This is a genomic window from Streptomyces panacea (assembly GCF_040560175.1).
Classification (GTDB): domain Bacteria; phylum Actinomycetota; class Actinomycetes; order Streptomycetales; family Streptomycetaceae; genus Streptomyces; species Streptomyces panacea.
The window spans coordinates 1-15,997 of the sequence record NZ_JARJHW010000174.1 but is presented as its reverse complement, the minus strand read 5'-3'; the positions used below and the strand labels follow the sequence as shown (position 1 = coordinate 15,997).

Here is a 15,997-nt window from a genome sequence, read left to right as displayed (position 1 = left end):
AGACAGGGTGTGAGGTGGTCGGGCGGGCTTGAGCGCGTGCCGGGCGTGTCCCTTGTGGGGAAAAGGAAGTTGAGCAGGGCAGTCCTTCCCCTGCCGTCGGGCCTCCTTCGGCGGGCGAGCCGTTTCACGCCCCCGGAGGTGCCCCGCGTGCGCAAGTTGTCCGCCCCCGGCCGTCTGTCCGCCCCCGGCCGTTTCGCCGTCTGGATCGTCACCTCGGTGGCGGTCGCCACCTCCACGGGCTGCATGAGCGTCGGCGACGACGAAGGGAAGCCGGCCCCCTCGCGGTCGGCCGAGGAGCGCGAGGCCGCGGCCGAGCGGGACGGCGGTACGGCGGCGGACGCCGGCGTGGGCCTGCCGGCCGACGCTCGGGGCGGCGCGGGGCCGAAGGGCGCCGGGCACAGCGGCGAGCGCGGCGGGAAGGGGAAGCCGGGCGGTCCGGAGGCGTCGGGCGACCCGTCGGCGAAGCCGTCCAAGGGCCCGGACGGCAAGCCGCTTCCCTCCGCGCCGGGGCCGCCGGGTGGCGAGGTACCGCCCGTGGAACAGCCGACCCGGACCCCGCCGCCGCCTTCCGAGCCGCCACCGCCCAACCCGGACCCGGAGCCTCCGGCACAGCCCGAGCCGAGCACTCCGCCGGAGCCGCCGTCGGCGTCGCCGATGGCGGACGTACGGACGAGCGCCCTGTCGCCGGGCGACGGCTTCGGGATGCGGAAGGAGCCGGCGGCGTCGCCGCAGTTGGGGCCGGTGTGAGGCCGGTGTGAGGCCGGCCCGGGACCGGCGCGAGGCCGGGCGCGAGGCCGGTGTGACGGGGATCGCGAGGGGCCTGGTTTGCCAGGTAGGGGGAGCGGTGCGTATGGTAGTAGATCGTTTGATCATTGCCCGGCGCCGACACAGAAGAGCGCCGCGTGGCGCGTACTCTCCCTTGCCGTGGCTGACCGCATTGAGGCGGTCGAATTGCGAATCACGGAGTTTGGGCGCGTGCCGAGACTCCGGAAGGTTTCGCATTTCGCATGTCCATTTCCAGTACTGACCACACCGTCATGCCCGAGAACGACTCCGACGACTCGATCGAGAGCATCACGGCAGAGGTCGCCGAGGCCGTTGAGGCCGTAGCCGTAGCCGTGGAAGACACCACCGAGGTGGTGGAGGCCGTCGGGACGACCGAGGCCCCCGCGACCCCGAAGACTCCCGAAATCACCTTCGGCGACCTGGGGTTGCCCGAAGGCATCGTCCGCAAGCTCACCCAGAACGGCGTCGTCGCGCCCTTCCCGATCCAGACCGCGACCATCCCGGACGCCCTGGCCGGCAAGGACATCCTGGGCCGCGGCCGTACCGGCTCCGGCAAGACCCTCGCGTTCGGTCTGCCGCTGCTGGCGACCCTCTCCGAGGGCCACACCGAGAAGAAGAAGCCCCGCGGCGTCATCCTGACCCCGACCCGCGAGCTGGCGATGCAGGTCGCCGACGCCCTCCAGCCGTACGGCGACGTGCTCGGCCTGAAGATGAAGGTCGTCTGCGGCGGTACGTCCATGGGCAACCAGATCTACGCGCTGGAGCGCGGTGTCGACGTCCTCGTCGCCACCCCGGGCCGGCTGCGCGACATCATCAACCGCGGCGCGTGCTCGCTGGAGAACGTCCAGATCGCGATCCTCGACGAGGCCGACCAGATGTCCGACCTGGGCTTCCTGCCCGAGGTCACCGAGCTGCTCGACCTGGTGCCGGCCGGCGGCCAGCGCATGCTCTTCTCCGCCACGATGGAGAACGAGATCAGCACGCTGGTCAAGCGCTACCTGAAGAACCCCGTGCACCACGAGGTCGACAGCGCGCAGGGCAACGTCACGACCATGAGCCACCACGTGCTCGTCGTGAAGCCCAAGGACAAGGCGCCGGTCACGGCCGCCATCGCGGCGCGCAAGGGCCGCACGATCATCTTCGTCCGTACGCAGCTGGGCGCCGACCGTATCGCCGAGCAGCTCCGTGACTCGGGTGTGAAGGCGGACGCGCTGCACGGCGGTATGACGCAGGGCGCTCGTACCCGGACGCTGGCGGACTTCAAGGAGGGTCACGTCAACGCGCTCGTCGCGACCGACGTGGCCGCCCGCGGTATCCACGTCGACGGCATCGACCTGGTCCTGAACGTGGACCCGGCCGGTGACCACAAGGACTACCTGCACCGTTCGGGCCGTACGGCGCGCGCCGGAAAGTCCGGCGTCGTCGTCTCGCTGGCCCTGCCGCACCAGCGCCGCCAGATCTTCCGGCTGATGGAGGACGCGGGCGTCGACGCCGCGCGTCACATGGTCGCCGGTGCCGGCGCGTTCGAGCCGGAGGTCGCCGAGATCACCGGCGCCCGTTCGCTGACCGAGGTGCAGGCCGACTCCGCGAACAACTCCGCCAAGCAGGCGGAGCGCGAGGTCGCCGACCTGACCAAGGAACTGGAGCGCCTCCAGCGCCGGGCCGGCGAGCTGCGCGAAGAGGCCGACCGCCTCGTCGCGCGTGCGGCGCGCGAGCGTGGGGACGACCCGGAGGCGGCGGTGGCGGAGGTCGCGGCCGAGGCCGCGGCGGCCATCGAGGCAGCGGCGGCAGCCCCGTCCGTACCGGCGCAGGCGCCGCGCGACGAGCGTGGCAACTACGGCCGCCGGGACGACCGCGGTGAGCGCAGCGGCCGTGGTGGCGCGAAGGGCTATACCCCGCGCGACGGCGGCAGCGGTGACCGTGGCGGCTTCCAGCGCCGCGACGACCGCGGTGGCGACCGCCGGGACGACCGTGGTGGCGAGCGGGGCGGCTTCAACCGCGACCGCCGTGACGACCGTGGCGGCAGTGGTGACCGTGGTGGTTTCCAGCGCCGTGACGACCGGCCCGCCGGTGGCGGTTTCCAGCGTCGTGACGACCGTCCGGCCGGTGGCGGCTTCCGCCGCGACGACCGGAAGGAAGGCGGCTTCAACCGCGACCGCCGCGACGACCGCCCCGCGAGCGGCGACCGCCGCGAGGGTGCGCGCCCGTTCCAGAGCCGCGAGCACCGTCCCACCGGTGACCGCCCGTTCAACCGCGACCGCCGCGACGACCGCCCCGCGGGCGGCTTCCGCTCCGGCGGCCACGACCGCCCCTCGGGCCGCCGCGACGACCACCGCGGAGGCACGACCGGCACGGGCACGAGCACGGGCTCGTTCGGCCGCCGCGACGACAAGCCGCGCTGGAAGCGCAACGGCTGACCGTCCGACTCCCCGGACTCCCGAGTCCACGCGCGACGGGGCCCGTACCGCACCGACCAGGCTGCGGTACGGGCCCCGCCCCGTACCCCTGACCCGGCGCCCACCCCCCTACCGGGGGGATACCCGATCGGCTCGCCGTCCCGGGCGGGCTATGCTCGTGGATGCCTCGTCAAGGGCCGTTAGCTCAATTGGCAGAGCAGCGGACTTTTAATCCGTTGGTTGTGGGTTCGAGTCCCACACGGCCTACCACTCAGGCCCAGGTCAGGAAGGTTCTGGCCGGGGCCTGTTGTCACTTCCGGAGCCCTTTTCGGGCACTTGCTCCAGCGAGGCTCCATCGAAGTGCAAACGATCACGACACGTAGAAGCCCCGCCCACCGGATGCGCTCAGTAGGCGGGGCCGTTTCGATCAGCGGGCGACGGTGTACGGCTTCAGGGTCGCCGGGTCGACGAACACCACGAACGGGTCCCCGTACACCCGGTCCCCCTTGAGGCCGGGGCGCTTCTTCTGGGGGCCGGCCTTCACCTTCTCCGCCCGGTACCGGGCCACTGCGTCCGTGTACCTCGGGTCTGCCCACTCCATCGGATCACCTCTCTCGGTTCCCCAACGACGGTACGGACGCCGGGCAACGAGGTCTGCGGAAACGTCAGTTCGGGCCGCTCGGACCGTCACCGTCAGGGTCGCCGGTGCAGGAGCCCTCGGGGCCGCCCGGTCGGTGCTGGCACGAGGCGGCCACGGGGACGCTGGTGTCGCTCGGGCCGACCCACAGCTTCGGATCGGGGACGTATCCGGCGTCCTCCATCGCGGCCTGCGTGCGGAGAAGGACGTTCGGGTCGTGGCGGGTGGGATCCGGGGCCTCGGGAACGTGGTGTACGAAATGGCCGATGCGCTCGGCGAGCCGCGCTTTGACGCGCGTGTGGAGGATCAGCGCGTGCCAGCCCTCGTCAACCACGCGGGACGGAGTCAGCGGGCCGCGGGCGTAGGCGGCACAGGTCGCCTCGAACTTCAGCGCCTCAACGACGATCGCTTCGGCGGTATCCCGGTCCATACCGGGATTGTTGGTCTGGACGGTGGCGGTGACGGCCGCGAGTTCGTCGGCGGTCAGCAGGTCGCGGGCATCCTGTGTGACGGGTGCCTCAAAGGCGATACTCAAGAGGGTCTCTCCTCTGTAATGGGTGGATGGGACACCGCCCTGGCCGGGGTTCCTGGCTGGAGTTGTCGGCCGGGGCAGTCATCCCCTCGCCCGCTGGAGCTCCCCAGCGACAGCGGGCGAGGGAGTCAGTGGTCCGGGCCGTCGCCCTCGGGTGCCGGGCCGAGGGTGAACCAGTCGGGCCGGGCCGGGTAGTCGTGCGTCAGGTCCTCGGGGCGGATCGGGGTGCCGCGGTACAGGAGCGTCACGCCGTGCTCGGGGCAGTGGGCGCCGCGCGAGTCCTCGATGGGGAACTCGTGGCCACCTTTCACGCAGCACGTCATCCGCTCGCCGCTTCCGCCATGTTCCGTGCGGCGATGGTGTCCCCGGCGGTCACGCGCGCGGCGACGCCGGCCGACCTGGTCTCGCGCAGCCGGGCCTTGAGCGCGCCGACGTCCTGGCAGTCGGTGCCGCGGCGCCGACAGGCGTAGCAGTCCGAGACGTGTGCCATGAACGCCTTGTGCGCGGCCGTGCGGGCGGCGTCCAAGTCGGCCTGGACGCTTGCCGCTCGCGCGGCCTGCGACGGACTGACGGTGGCGCCCTCGACGGGCGGGTGTTGTGTCACGGTCGGCTCCCTGAGGGTGGGAGCGGCGCCGGAAGGCTCTGGCGGAATTGTTCGGCGCCGCACGATGTCGACCACGCTAGGTATCCGCGCGATCACACTCCAGGGTCGTGCGGTACCACTCAGGGAACCCGGTGGGACGTCGTGTCCTACCCGGCAAGACCGAGTCGGGCGGCCAAGCCCAGTAGCTCGGTGTCCGCGCGGGAGGCTCGTCCCCTCAGCTCCTCCACCAGGCGCCGTGAGGTGGAGTGGTACCGCATCCACTCCGGGGCGTCGGCCTCGGCCAGCAGCAACGCCCGGCCCGCTGAACGGTCCTTGCCGAGGTCGCTGTAGGCGAGCGCCCGATCAACCTGAAAGCGGGCGCGCCAAGTCGGCGGCAGGGAGCCGAGGTTGGGGATGGTGCGCGCGGCGACGATCGCCTCGTCGCTCCTCTCCATCTCCACCAGGAAGTTGACGCCTGCGATACCGGCGTTCGTCGGCCCGAAGGGGGTCGCGTAGACGAGACGGTCCTCACCCATGCTCTCGGCCGCACCCTTCGCCATCCGCAACAGGTCTGTCACCGCGTCATGCTTCTCCTGCCGTACGGCGGCTGTCGCTGCGCGGAGCAGGAGGATTCCCCACAAGGCCAGGTCCTGCGGAGAGGACCGGAAACCGGGCTCGATCTTCTCGGCGTGGGCCAGGGCGACGCGCTCGGCGTCGGCAAGCCGGCCCTGCCTGGTGAACACCCACGCCAGGGTGGATGCGGCCATCGTCTCGAGGCACGGGTCGTCGCCCTCGCGGATCGCCGTCAGGGAACGCTCCATCGCTGTGAACGCGGCATCTTCCTTGCCGAGTCCGGCGAGCGTCGTCGCGGCAACCTGATAGGCCACGGCGAGGACGGAGTTGGCCGCTGCCCGGTCGTCGCCCGTCGAGGCGTGCACGGCCGCGCGGGCGTCACGGATGAGCTGCGGGAGCAGGATGCCGATCTCGCCCATGCGGCCTTCCTTGCGGATGTTCTCCGTTGACCGCAAAGAGGCGCGTAGTTCGTCGATGGTGGGCGGGTCCTCGGGGTCCGCGTCGCCTCCGAGGAGATCAGCGACCGGTGAGACGGCCTCCCGCAGCGCGAGGACGGATGGGAGCCTGTCCTCCCGGTCGTCGTGCACCTCGAACGTCGTGGGCTGCCCAACGAGGTAGCTGGGCTCGGTGTCCAGGGCGCTCGCGAGGGCGTTGATGCTGGAGAGCCGGGGCGAGTTCCTGCGGCCCTGCTCCAGTTTCCGGATGACGTCGACCGAGAGCCCGGCGCGCTCGGCCAGTTGCTCTTGGGTCAGCTTCCGTCGTAGCCGCAGTTCCGCCAGGCGGTCGCCCATGCCGGATCCGTGCATTGAAGTCACAGCTACCCCCGCCGGAGAGTGAGGCATCCACGGTACTGCCGAGCACGACGAAGCGCCCCGCCCTCCCGGAGGAGAGCGGGGCGTCGTGCAACGACATGTGTGACGCACCGCGTCACGGATACCGGCGGTGGAGCGGGTCGCCTACCGGACGGACCCGGTGGGCCCGTCCGGTCAGAGCACTAGCCGCGGGTGGGGACGTAGTCGAAGTTCGGCGTCAGCGTCCCGAACAGGCTGCCGACGCGCGGGGACTCGCCGCCCGTCACCGACGTGAACAGGTCGGCGGCCTCCTGCGTCAGGTAGAAGGGGGCCTGCTTGATGCGGAAGCCGGTGAAGCTGGGGCGGGCCCCGGCCATTACCTCGGTGTAGGTGGACTCGGCGATCGAGACCTCCTCGGAGAGCCGCTTCCCGTCGACCGATACGCCCGCCGAGTAGGCCGGGGTCGGCATCACGCGGATGAAGGTGGACTGGAGCGTGATGGTCTTGCCGGAGGCCTTGTGGTGGAAGCGCAGCCCGCCGGGGTAGAAGATCCGGCCCTTCGAGTCGAGACCGTCGCCGGCCGTCGATCCGATCGGCATGGAGAAGCCGCGGCCGTCCACGTCCATCCGGAACGGGCTGATGGCTTCGAGGGTGATGCCTTCGCGCAGCATCCACGCGAGCGCTTCGTCCCCGAGGGCCACCTGCGCGTCTCCCCACGGGGAGATGTAGGCGCCTGGGAAGGGCTCGGCGACAGCGGCCGTGGGGGCGGCCGACGACTGCCGCGGGGCGGAGGCCCCGGCGGCGGTCATGCCGAGCGGCACGGTGAGTGCGGCCACTGCGGCAAGGACGGTGAGACGACGGAGTGCGCGCATAGGTATGAGCTCTTTCTCGACCGATGACGTGGAGCGCGCTCTGGATTCAGGGCGCGTAGGACCCAACAGAGCTGCGCATCATCGGAGTTCGTCCGCGATCGACGTGGCGGACTGAGGCGCATCTTTAGTCAGGTATGCCCATTGATGCATATAAGTGCACGACTTGTGTGTGAATGGAATCGTTCATTAGCCCGAAAGGCGGAAAGATCGGCACGATTCGGTGAGGGGGGGCGGCTTTGGTCATTCGAAGATCAACAGCGCCTCACTCTGAGGGAACTCCCCCACACAGCACTGGAGAACGTCATGCCCGAAATGGCAAGCACTCCTGCAATCAACCGATCCGCCGGTCGGCGCCCGGGACTCCCGGACCGAGGGCCCGGCCCCACCCGCCGCAAGCTCCGCGCGCTCGCCGCGGCCACTGTCGCCCTGACCGCCGCGTCGGTGGCGGGCCCGCTCACCGGTGTCGGTGAGGCGGGCGGTCACGTTGACGCGCCCTCCTCGCTGCGGGACACCGCGACGGACATCACAGACGTCTACGCCTTCACCAGCCCCGAGGACACCGGCACGGTCACCCTCATCGCGAACGTACGGCCCTTCCAGGTGCCGGGGACGGCGGCCAACGCGCTGGTGGACCACCCGTTCGCGACGGGGGCACGGTACGAGATCCATACGGACGCCGACGGGGACGGAGCGCCCGACGCGACCTACCGCTGGACCTTCCGCAACGAGGACCGCCGTCCGTTCGGGACGGGTCCGAAGGTCGGTCCGCTGCCCGTGACTTCCCTGGACGACCGGTCGCTGGGTGTCCGGCAGATGTACACCCTGGAGAAGGTCACCGCGGACGGCACCGTCACGACGCTGCTGCGCGACGCCATCGCCGCACCCACCCATACGGGACGCACCCTGATGCCGAACTACGGCAGGCTGCGCGCCCAGGCGATCCGGGAGCTGCCGGGCGGTGGCCGTACGGTCGCCACGCAGGCGGCGGAATCGTTCAAGGCGGACACCCAGGTCTTCGGCCTGTTCGTCGCCGGGACCTCGGGGCCGGTGCCCGGCTGGCTGCCCGACGCCCAGCCGCTGTCCGCCCTCAACGTGAACAGCCTGGTGCTCCAGGTGCCCAAGAGTGAGGTGGCGCTGGCCGGTGACGCGCGGCGCAATCCGGTCGTCGGCGTCTGGTCGTCCGTCTCGCGCCAGGGCGCGGACCTCGGTCGGAGCCTGGCCGGGCAGGCCCCCGCCTTCCGGCAGGTCTCGCGGAACGGCACCCCGCACGTCGCCTTCGCCGTCCACGGATCGACCGTCGGCCTCGCGAAGCCGGGCGGGCCGGAGGACCGCTTCCAGGCACGCGCCCCGAAGGACGACCACCTGGACGCCGACTTTCTGGCGGCGACGCTCGATCCCGTACCGCCGGGGCGCATCGAGCGTGCCCAGGGCCGTAAGGCTCCGGCGACCCCGCGTCGAGACATCCAGGCCCTGCTCATGAAGGGCATCGGGAAGTCCAACGGATCGTTGTTCGGCTTCGACCTCAACACCCACACCATGAACGCCGACGCCGATCCGTCGCGTGTCGTGCTCGCCGAACAGCTGCGGCTCAACCTCACCACCCCGGTCACCGCGGACCCGAAGGCCCACGGCGTGCTCGACGGCGACCTCCAGGGCTTCCCCAACGGGCGCCGCCTCAACGACAACATCGACGGGCCGCTGATCAGGATGCTGGAGGGCGAGCCCGCCGGGGCGTCCGCGCGGGATCTGCTGCCCGATCCCGTCGTGCGCCTCGAACCGGCCGACGCGCAGACCACGTTCCCCTACCTCAACCTCCCGCACGCGGGCCCGTGAGGCGTCTGATCACCGCGGCGGGCGGAGCGGCGGCCGTGGCGGGCTGTGTGGCGGGACTCCTGTATCTGGGGCCCGCCACCGAGAGCCCGGCGGCCACCGCCCCGGCCGCCGTCGCTCCTGCCGGGGGCGCGCCCGCCATGGGTGCTCCCTCGGCGGGCGGGCTCGACACCGCCAGGAAGCGTACGGAGGCGTACCCGCGGGATCCGGTGGGCTGGGCCTCGCTCGCCCGCGCCGAGATCGACCGGGCCAGGACCACTCTGGACGCGGCCCGGCTGGAGGCCGCCGACCGCGCGCTGCGCCGCTCCCTGGCCCTGGACGGCACCCGCAACTACGCCGCCGTCGTCGGCCGGGGTCAGCTCGCCAACGCCCGGCATCTCTTCGCGCAGGGCCGGGAACACGGTCTGCGCGCCACCCGTATGGCACCGGACCGGCCCGACGGGTACGCCGTCCTGGCCGACGCGGAGATCCAGCTCGGCCACTACCCGGCGGCGCGCGCCGCCGCGCAACGGCTGCTCGACCTGGCGCCCGGCTCGGCGGCGTACGCCAGAGCGGCCTACGACCTGGAGACGAACGATAGGCCGGCCGATGCCGCCATCGCCCTGGAGCGGGCCGTGGACAGCGCGTCGACGACCGACGAACGCGCCTTCGCGCAGACGCGGCTCGGCGACCTGGCCTGGTCGCGGGGGGACCTCGACCGGGCGGCGACGTACTACCGGTACGCCCTGGACACCGAACCGGAGTACCCGTACGCGGTCGCGGGGACGGCCAGGGTGCTCGCGGCGCGGGGTGAGCCGGACAAGGCGCTCGACGCGTACGAAGGGCTGGCGGAACGGACTCCGCTGCCGCAGTTCCTGCTGGAAGCGGTCGAGCTGCGAGCCTCGATGGACGGGGCGGGTGGTTCCCGGCCGGGTGGTTCGGGGCCCGGTGATTCCAGGACGGGCGGAGCCGAGGCCGCGCTGGCCGCCCAGGTGCGGCTGCTGCGCGCGGACGGCGGCCCCGTCGACCCCCAACTGGCGCTGTTCGCCGCCGACCACGGCGACCCGGCAGCCGCGGTGGAGCTGATGCGCGGGGAGTGGGCTCGCACCCGCGGTGTGATCACGGCCGACGCCCTGGCCTGGGCGCTGCACCGGGACGGGCGGAGCCGCGAGGCCCTGGAGTACGCACGGCGGGCGGCGGCGACCGGCTGGGACAACGCGCTGTTCCGCTACCACCGAGGTGCGATCGAACAGTCCCTCGGCCTGCCCGGGGCCCGTCGCCACGTGCGCGAGGCGCTGGAGACGAACCCGTACTTCTCTCCCTACCATGCCGTGCTGGCACGGGAGTTGACCCGGAAATGAGGCACGGCCGTGCTGACCACGTCGGCGGCCGCGGTTCAACTGCCGTACGGGAAGCCGCCGCTGCCGCCACCGGCGAGGGCGAGGACCCAGTAGGGGCCGGGAGTGCCGAGGGAGAGCGCGGCGGTGGAGACCAGCGCGAGCCAGGCGCCGAGGCCGTAGTGCAGCACGTTGCGGCGTGCGGCGCCGCGGCGCATCTGCTGCTCGGCGAACGCGACCCCGGTCGCGTCCATCCTCAGCAGCACCTGCCCCGCGGCCGGGGTGGGAAGGGCGCGCGTCCGGACCTGTAGCCCGCTCGGTTCCACCGGACCGGGGAGGACGATCTCGGTGACGCCACTGGTGACGGTGCTGCTCATGGTGGGTTCCTGTCCGCTCAACCTTGCTTACGAGCGTAAGGCTGCGGCCGTTAGTCGAGTGACCGCAAGAGGGGGTCGCCCGTAAGTTTCGCGCTGTAAGGTAACGGCATGGGAGAGGACAGATCAGCGACACAGGCCCGCGTCCGTAACCGTCGTGGAGAGGGTGCCCGGCTGCGCGAGGAGATCGTGGCGGCGGCGGTCGGCCTTCTTGAGGAGACCGGCGACGAAAGCGCCATCACGCTGCGCTCCGTCGCGCGTCGTGTCGGGATCGCCGCCCCTTCGATCTACCGCCACTTCCCGGACCAGCCCGCCATCATGCTGGCCGTGGTGCGCGACGCCTTCACGGATCTGGATGAACTGCTGCGCACCGCGATGGACGCCGCGGGTGACGAACCCCGTGCGCGACTGATGGCCTTGTGCCACGGCTATCTGGATTTCGCGGCAGCCCGTCCCGGCCGCTACCGGATCATGTTCGGGGGGCTCTGGAACCCTGATACGAACGCCAGTTCCGTGACCGAGGAGGATGTCGCCACGCTCGGCCAGGTGAGCATGCGGCGGCTCGCCGAGGCCCTTGAGGAGTGCGTCGCCGCCGGCGTCGCGACCAGCACCGACCTGCCCGCCGACGCGGTCGCGCTGTGGATCGGTCTGCACGGCCTCGCCCACCAGCGAGCGGTTTCCCCCGCGTTCCGCTGGCCGCCGGACATCGCCGAACGTGTCATCACCGCGCTCGCGCACTTCACGGACGGGGCGGGCGCCAGCGGCACGTGACCCCGGCGGCGCCCGGTGCGGCACCCTCCCGCCCACGCGGCGCCGCCCGCCACGCGCCCGGGTCGGCAGATCCGCGGGGGTGACGGGCGGTGCCCCGTGGGCGGGAGCCCCGGGGTGGTCGCCGGGGTCAGTGGCAGTCGTCGCGCGTCTCGGCGGTGTCCTTCAGGCGGTGCATCCAGTCCTTGAGGCCCGCGTCGAGGCTGCTCTGGCTGCCCGGGATGTCGGCTTCGACGGGGGCGCCCGCCCAGGACTCCTCGGTGGTGGCGAGCACGCCGCCCCTGACCGGCTCGAAGGTGAACAGGTGAACGCCGTCGATGCCGTTCACGGGTCCGCCCCACGCGGTGCAGCGCAGGGACTTGACCGTCTTGACCGTCGACGTGACCCGCATGTTCTGCGGGGACCAGGTGAAAACCGACCCCGGCCGCAGCGGGCCCGGCGTCTTCTTCTGCGCCGGGGTGATCTCCGGTATCCAGGAGGACCAGTTGTCGATGTCCGTGTGCAGTCGCCAGACGGTCTTCAGCGGCGCCTTGATGAGAACGCTGGACGTGCTGATCACGGGCGCGTCCTTGTCGACGGTCACGCCCCGGCATTCCTGGTACCCGCGGGTGCTCGACTCCGCCGCGTCCGCCACCGCCGCCGGCTGGACGGCCAGGGTCACCGTCGCGCCGAGGGTGGCGACGGCCATGGCTTTCCAGGGCTTACGTCGTGTGGTGATCACGAGTTCCTTCTCTCACGTGTCCTGCGCTGATGGGGCGTCACCGACCGGCGCACACCGAGGTTCGATGCGTGTGCTTACGGCCGCAAGGCTACGAGTGTAACCATAGCGTGGCGCGGTCCAGTGCTGCCGGTCGCCTCGGGCGGTCCCGCTTGCCGCGCGGGACCTCCCTGCGTGCGGTTCCTGAAGGCGGCCGGGTGTCCGGGTGTCCGGAAGGCGCGTGGGGTCGGCATTCTCGATCGCGGTCCGCCGCCCCGGCCGGAGGGCTTCGCCCAGCCCGTCCGCTGGCCGTCCGGTGGCCCTGAAACGGCCCCTGGTCAACCGGCAGATGAACACCTGCCAAGTCGGCGGGGACAGGGCCCCCGCGTGGGTCCGTGGGCCCTGCGTATGGGCCCTGACCTGTACTTACTCTGCTGCCGTTCGGGGGCATGACGGCGTGGGGCGGGAGAACAGGTGTCTGACGGGCGGCAGCGCGACAGAGGGTGGAACGGCCGAAGGTGGAAGGACAGAAGGTGGCGTGACCGAGGGCAGAGCGGGGCCGAGTACGCCGCGATGTTCGGGGTCGTGGCCGCGATCATCGCCGCGATCGTCGGTCTGAGCCTGCCCGCCGAGGAGGCGACCGGGCTCAAGAGCGCGGTGTGCCGGGTGCTGCACCCGACGAGCGGGGACGAGGCCTGTGCCACCGGCGACTTCGCGGACGGTGGAGACGGGGGAGAGGGCGGCGGAGGCGGTGGCGAGGGCGGGGACCCCTTCGTACCCAACGGCGACCCGTTCGAGCCCACCAGGTGTCTGCTGTCGCAGGAGCAGACCAAGACCACCGTCGTCGTCCAGATCTTCTTCATCAAGATCAGCAGCTCGGAGACGGTCAAGCTTCAGCAGTGGTCCGACGGCACCGTCACCCTGGAGCGGATCACCGAAGTGGGCGGCGGGGTCACGGCCAGCATCTCCGCGGGCATTCGCGGCCTTGAGGACTGGGGCGGCAGCGCCAAGCTGAGCGGTACGTATCTGGCGGGCAGCGGCAGCGGCGGGCAGTGGCTCTTCTCCGGGAACAAGACCGGCGACCCGCAGAAGGACCTGGAGCTGAACCTGGAGGACGCCAAGCAGTTCACCGAGTACCTGAAGGCCCAGGACAAGTGCAACTCCCGCCCGGCCGGGCCCCGTTCCTCCGAACTGGGCATGATCTGCGGCTACCACGCAGGCAAGAAGAAGCCCGACCTGCCGCCGGAGAAGGCACCGGACGTCGACATCACCAAGACCTCCATCGAGGCCTCCGGCAACGTGAACTTCGGCGGAAAGTTCAAGGGCAACGGCAAGGGCGGCAAGGACTCCGGCGACGGCCCCAAGGATCTCGGGAAGATATCCGGCGAGCTGGCCAACGGCACGATGACCGAGGACGTCGTCGTCATGCGTGCGCACAGCGGACCGAACGCCGGGAAGATCACCTTCGTCTACACCTTCACCGTCAAGGGGGCGGGCGGTGTCGGCGGGGTCGCGATCGGCGAGCGGATGCAGCAGGTGGCGGTCACCTACGACGCGGCGACCTACGACCAGGAGAAGGCGGACGGCAAGGCGCACCGCCCGGAGAAGCTGGTGATCACCACCAGCGAGGAGGCCGGAGGTGGCGGCGGCGTCAAGGTCGAGGGCGGCGCCAACGCCGGTCCGGTGACGATCGATGTCGGCGGCGGTGGCGGATCCACCCAGTCGGAGATCCATACCGAGACGGCCGAACTCATCCTCGACAACGACACCGACAGCGTCCTCGTCGAGGACTGGCTGCGCGGAAACGGCGACCAGCCCGCGAAGAACCCGCTGCCCTCCCCGACCGACGCGGCCAAGGTGCCGGGCCCCGACGCGAGCCCGCTCGAACGGCTCCTGCACGAGAAGGGGAAGCTCAGCAGGCTCGACTACAAGGCCAACACCGACTGGTGGAACGCCTCACTGGGCATCGGATTCGGCATCTCCGCCGGGCAGTTCACCCTTGGGTTCAAGCTCTTCGGGATCGACATCACCCATGAGGAGAAGACGCAGACGATCACCGGGAATCCCACCTACGCCACCGGGCCCAAGAGCGGCGGCGCCCGCCCGTGGGTGGAGTGGAAGAACTGCAGCAAGATCAAGCCCATCCCGACCTGAGGCGCTCGGCCGCTCGGGCGGTGAGGCCCCGCTCGGGCGGTGAGGCCCCGCTCGGGCGGTGAGGCCCCGCTCGGGCGGTCGCTCGGTCGGGCCGCCGGTCGGTCGGCCGCGTGTGTCGGCCGCAGGTGTCGGCCGCGGGGGGTTGTTCTCCGCGGCCGGCCTCATCGGCCTCGCAGCTCGGACACGTCCTCGTCGCTGAGTACGAGGTCGCCCGCCGCGAGGTTCTCCTCCAGATGGTCGAGAGAGCCGGTGCCCGGAATCGCCAGGGTCGACGGCGACATGGCCAGCAGGGCGGCGAGCGCGACCTGCGCCGTGGTCGCGTTCAGGCGGGCCGCGACCTTGCCGAGCCGTTCGGTGTCGAGCGGGGTGCCGCCACCGCCGAGCGGGAAGTACGGCACGTACGCGATCCCCGCTGCCTCGCACTCCGCGAGCAGCCCCATGTCATCGGCGTACCGGTTCTGCACCGCCGTGACGGGCGCGATCTCGCGGGCCTCCGCGAACTGGGCGGCGTCGACATTGCTGACGCCCAGATGCCGGATCAGCCCCTCCGCGCGGAGCCGGGCCAGTTCCGCGAACCGTTCCGCGATCGACTCCCCGCCCGGCCCGGTCATTCCGCCCACCCGCAGATAGACCAGGTCGAGCCGGTCGAGCCCGAGGGCACGCAGATCCGCCTCGACCAGGCCGCGCAGCTGATCAGGCGTCGCCTGCCCGCTCGGCCTGCCGTTCGGGCCGGGCAGCGGGCCGACCTTCGTCGCGATCACCAGGCCGGCGGGGTAGGGGGTCAGCGCCGTACGGATCTGCTCGTTGGCCCGTACGGCTCCTCCGCCGTAGAAGCCGGCCGTGTCGATGTGGTTCACGCCCAGCTCCACGGCCCGCCGGAGCACCGCGATCCCGGTCTCGGGAGCGCGCGTCGGGCCGTCGAAGGTGCCCGTGGCCAGGCGCATCGCGCCGAAGCCGAGCCGGTCGATGGTCAGGTCTCCGCCGAGGGAGAGAGTCTTGATCGTCATGAGGCCCATGGTGCGCGGGGTCGCGACGCCCGGCGAGCCGGTGGCAGCTTGGTGCCAGACTGAACGAATGCGGAACGAACACGTGTTTTCGGTACGAGGGGACGCGGAGCTGGTCGCGCGGGCCGGGCATCTCTTCGAATCCGCGGAGAGCGAGTTCGTCTGCGCCGCGCGGGACCTCAGGACGTGGTCGCAACCGGCGGCGAGGCAGGCGGTCCGGGCCCGGATGAGCGGGTCGTACGCCCCCGGCTTCACGACCCGCAAACTGCTCAGCCCGGTCGCCCTCGCCGACGAAGAGGCGCGTGCGCACCTGCGGCAGGTGCGGGGCGCGGGGGCGCTCGTACGGATCAGCGGCTCGCGCCTGCCGCACGAGACGATCCTGATCGACCGCCGGGTGATGATCCTGGCCGGCCGGGAGACCCCCGCCGGCCGCGAGTACACGGTGACGACGTCCCAGACCCTGGTCGACGGCGTCCACTCGATGTTCCGCGCACTCTGGGACACGGCCGCCGACCTCGACACCTACCTGCGCGGCGACGTCCCCCACCTCGACGCGCGGTCCCGCGCGATCCTCGCCGAGCTGGCATCGGGCCGCACGGACACGTCGGCGGCGAAGCGCCTGGGCGTCTCACTGCGCACGTACCGCCGCCGGGTGGCGTCCTTGCTGACCGACCTGGAGTCGGA

Annotated in this window: 15 protein-coding genes, 1 tRNA gene and 1 pseudogene; 8 read left to right on the top strand and 9 right to left on the bottom strand. The window is 71.5% G+C overall.

The window, feature by feature from the left end:
• The first annotated feature begins 147 nt into the window (after positions 1 to 147).
• From P3L51_RS29275 to P3L51_RS29265, 3 genes are all read left to right on the top strand, one after another.
• Complete coding sequence (locus P3L51_RS29275; protein WP_354608334.1) at positions 148 to 747, top strand: hypothetical protein; 600 nt, start codon at positions 148 to 150, stop codon at positions 745 to 747.
• Positions 748 to 1,007: 260 nt separating this feature from the next.
• On the top strand, positions 1,008 to 3,203 hold the full coding sequence (locus P3L51_RS29270) for a DEAD/DEAH box helicase (protein WP_354608333.1): 2,196 nt from the start codon (positions 1,008 to 1,010) through the stop codon (positions 3,201 to 3,203).
• 173 nt (positions 3,204 to 3,376) lie between these two features.
• Positions 3,377 to 3,452, top strand: a tRNA-Lys gene (locus P3L51_RS29265).
• Between the two features lie 157 nt (positions 3,453 to 3,609).
• On the opposite strand, the gene P3L51_RS29260 is transcribed toward P3L51_RS29265, so the two are convergent.
• The 6 genes from P3L51_RS29260 to P3L51_RS29235 all read right to left on the bottom strand — a co-directional run bounded on the left by P3L51_RS29260 (position 3,610) and on the right by P3L51_RS29235 (position 7,170).
• Positions 3,610 to 3,783, bottom strand: coding sequence for a hypothetical protein (locus tag P3L51_RS29260; RefSeq protein ID WP_354608332.1), 174 nt, complete (start codon positions 3,781 to 3,783; stop codon positions 3,610 to 3,612).
• A gap of 64 nt (positions 3,784 to 3,847) precedes the next feature.
• Entirely contained in the window at positions 3,848 to 4,354 is a 507-nt protein-coding gene (locus P3L51_RS29255; protein WP_354608331.1) for a glycine-rich domain-containing protein, read from the bottom strand.
• A gap of 125 nt (positions 4,355 to 4,479) precedes the next feature.
• The gene (locus P3L51_RS29250) at positions 4,480 to 4,662 is read right to left on the bottom strand and encodes a hypothetical protein (RefSeq protein WP_354608330.1); all 183 of its coding nucleotides are present in this window, start codon (positions 4,660 to 4,662) and stop codon (positions 4,480 to 4,482) included.
• A gap of 8 nt (positions 4,663 to 4,670) precedes the next feature.
• Positions 4,671 to 4,955: a hypothetical protein gene (locus P3L51_RS29245; protein WP_354608329.1), complete on the bottom strand. Its 285-nt coding sequence runs from the start codon at positions 4,953 to 4,955 to the stop codon at positions 4,671 to 4,673.
• A gap of 146 nt (positions 4,956 to 5,101) precedes the next feature.
• Positions 5,102 to 6,298 (bottom strand): helix-turn-helix domain-containing protein, encoded by a 1,197-nt coding sequence (locus tag P3L51_RS29240; protein WP_354608328.1) that lies wholly within the window; start codon positions 6,296 to 6,298, stop codon positions 5,102 to 5,104.
• A 203-nt stretch (positions 6,299 to 6,501) separates the two neighbouring features.
• The gene (locus P3L51_RS29235; RefSeq protein ID WP_354608327.1) at positions 6,502 to 7,170 is read right to left on the bottom strand and encodes a hypothetical protein; all 669 of its coding nucleotides are present in this window, start codon (positions 7,168 to 7,170) and stop codon (positions 6,502 to 6,504) included.
• Between the two features lie 303 nt (positions 7,171 to 7,473).
• Here P3L51_RS29235 and P3L51_RS29230 point away from each other — a divergent pair, with 303 nt between their 5' ends.
• Both P3L51_RS29230 and P3L51_RS29225 read left to right on the top strand, forming a co-directional pair.
• Positions 7,474 to 9,003 (top strand): DUF4331 domain-containing protein, encoded by a 1,530-nt coding sequence (locus P3L51_RS29230; RefSeq protein ID WP_354608326.1) that lies wholly within the window; start codon positions 7,474 to 7,476, stop codon positions 9,001 to 9,003.
• Complete coding sequence (locus P3L51_RS29225) at positions 9,000 to 10,340, top strand: tetratricopeptide repeat protein (protein ID WP_354608325.1); 1,341 nt, start codon at positions 9,000 to 9,002, stop codon at positions 10,338 to 10,340. The genes P3L51_RS29230 and P3L51_RS29225 overlap by 4 nt, the downstream gene beginning before the upstream one ends.
• A gap of 182 nt (positions 10,341 to 10,522) precedes the next feature.
• On the opposite strand, the pseudogene P3L51_RS29220 reads toward P3L51_RS29225, so the two are convergent.
• Positions 10,523 to 10,693, bottom strand: a pseudogene (locus tag P3L51_RS29220) (NADPH:quinone reductase); the annotation flags it as partial.
• A 108-nt stretch (positions 10,694 to 10,801) separates the two neighbouring features.
• Between P3L51_RS29220 and P3L51_RS29215 the strand changes: the two are divergent.
• Positions 10,802 to 11,461, top strand: coding sequence for a TetR/AcrR family transcriptional regulator (locus P3L51_RS29215; protein WP_354608324.1), 660 nt, complete (start codon positions 10,802 to 10,804; stop codon positions 11,459 to 11,461).
• A gap of 127 nt (positions 11,462 to 11,588) precedes the next feature.
• Here the strand turns inward: P3L51_RS29215 and P3L51_RS29210 are convergent, their stop codons facing one another.
• Complete coding sequence (locus P3L51_RS29210) at positions 11,589 to 12,179, bottom strand: SRPBCC family protein (RefSeq protein ID WP_354608323.1); 591 nt, start codon at positions 12,177 to 12,179, stop codon at positions 11,589 to 11,591.
• Between the two features lie 561 nt (positions 12,180 to 12,740).
• Here P3L51_RS29210 and P3L51_RS29205 point away from each other — a divergent pair.
• Positions 12,741 to 14,309: a hypothetical protein gene (locus P3L51_RS29205; protein ID WP_354608322.1), complete on the top strand. Its 1,569-nt coding sequence runs from the start codon at positions 12,741 to 12,743 to the stop codon at positions 14,307 to 14,309.
• A gap of 161 nt (positions 14,310 to 14,470) precedes the next feature.
• Here the strand turns inward: P3L51_RS29205 and P3L51_RS29200 are convergent, their stop codons facing one another.
• Positions 14,471 to 15,316 carry an oxidoreductase gene (locus tag P3L51_RS29200; protein ID WP_354608321.1) on the bottom strand — a complete coding sequence of 282 codons (846 nt, stop codon included), beginning with the start codon at positions 15,314 to 15,316 and terminating at the stop codon, positions 14,471 to 14,473.
• Between the two features lie 67 nt (positions 15,317 to 15,383).
• Between P3L51_RS29200 and P3L51_RS29195 the strand changes: the two genes are divergently transcribed.
• On the top strand, positions 15,384 to 15,997 hold a 614-nt coding region (locus P3L51_RS29195; RefSeq protein WP_354608320.1), incomplete at its 3' end, for a DNA-binding response regulator.

Excerpts from the sequence above, each read along its gene's own strand:
- P3L51_RS29270 (WP_354608333.1), top strand. The coding sequence starts at position 1,008 with ATGTCCATTTCCAGTACTGACCACACCGTCATGCCCGAGAACGACTCC.
- P3L51_RS29260 (WP_354608332.1), bottom strand. The coding sequence starts at position 3,783 with ATGGAGTGGGCAGACCCGAGGTACACGGACGCAGTGGCCCGGTACCGG.
- P3L51_RS29240 (WP_354608328.1), bottom strand. The coding sequence starts at position 6,298 with ATGGGCGACCGCCTGGCGGAACTGCGGCTACGACGGAAGCTGACCCAA.
- P3L51_RS29235 (WP_354608327.1), bottom strand. The coding sequence starts at position 7,170 with ATGCGCGCACTCCGTCGTCTCACCGTCCTTGCCGCAGTGGCCGCACTC.
- P3L51_RS29230 (WP_354608326.1), top strand. The coding sequence starts at position 7,474 with ATGCCCGAAATGGCAAGCACTCCTGCAATCAACCGATCCGCCGGTCGG.
- P3L51_RS29215 (WP_354608324.1), top strand. The coding sequence starts at position 10,802 with ATGGGAGAGGACAGATCAGCGACACAGGCCCGCGTCCGTAACCGTCGT.
- P3L51_RS29200 (WP_354608321.1), bottom strand. The coding sequence starts at position 15,316 with ATGACGATCAAGACTCTCTCCCTCGGCGGAGACCTGACCATCGACCGG.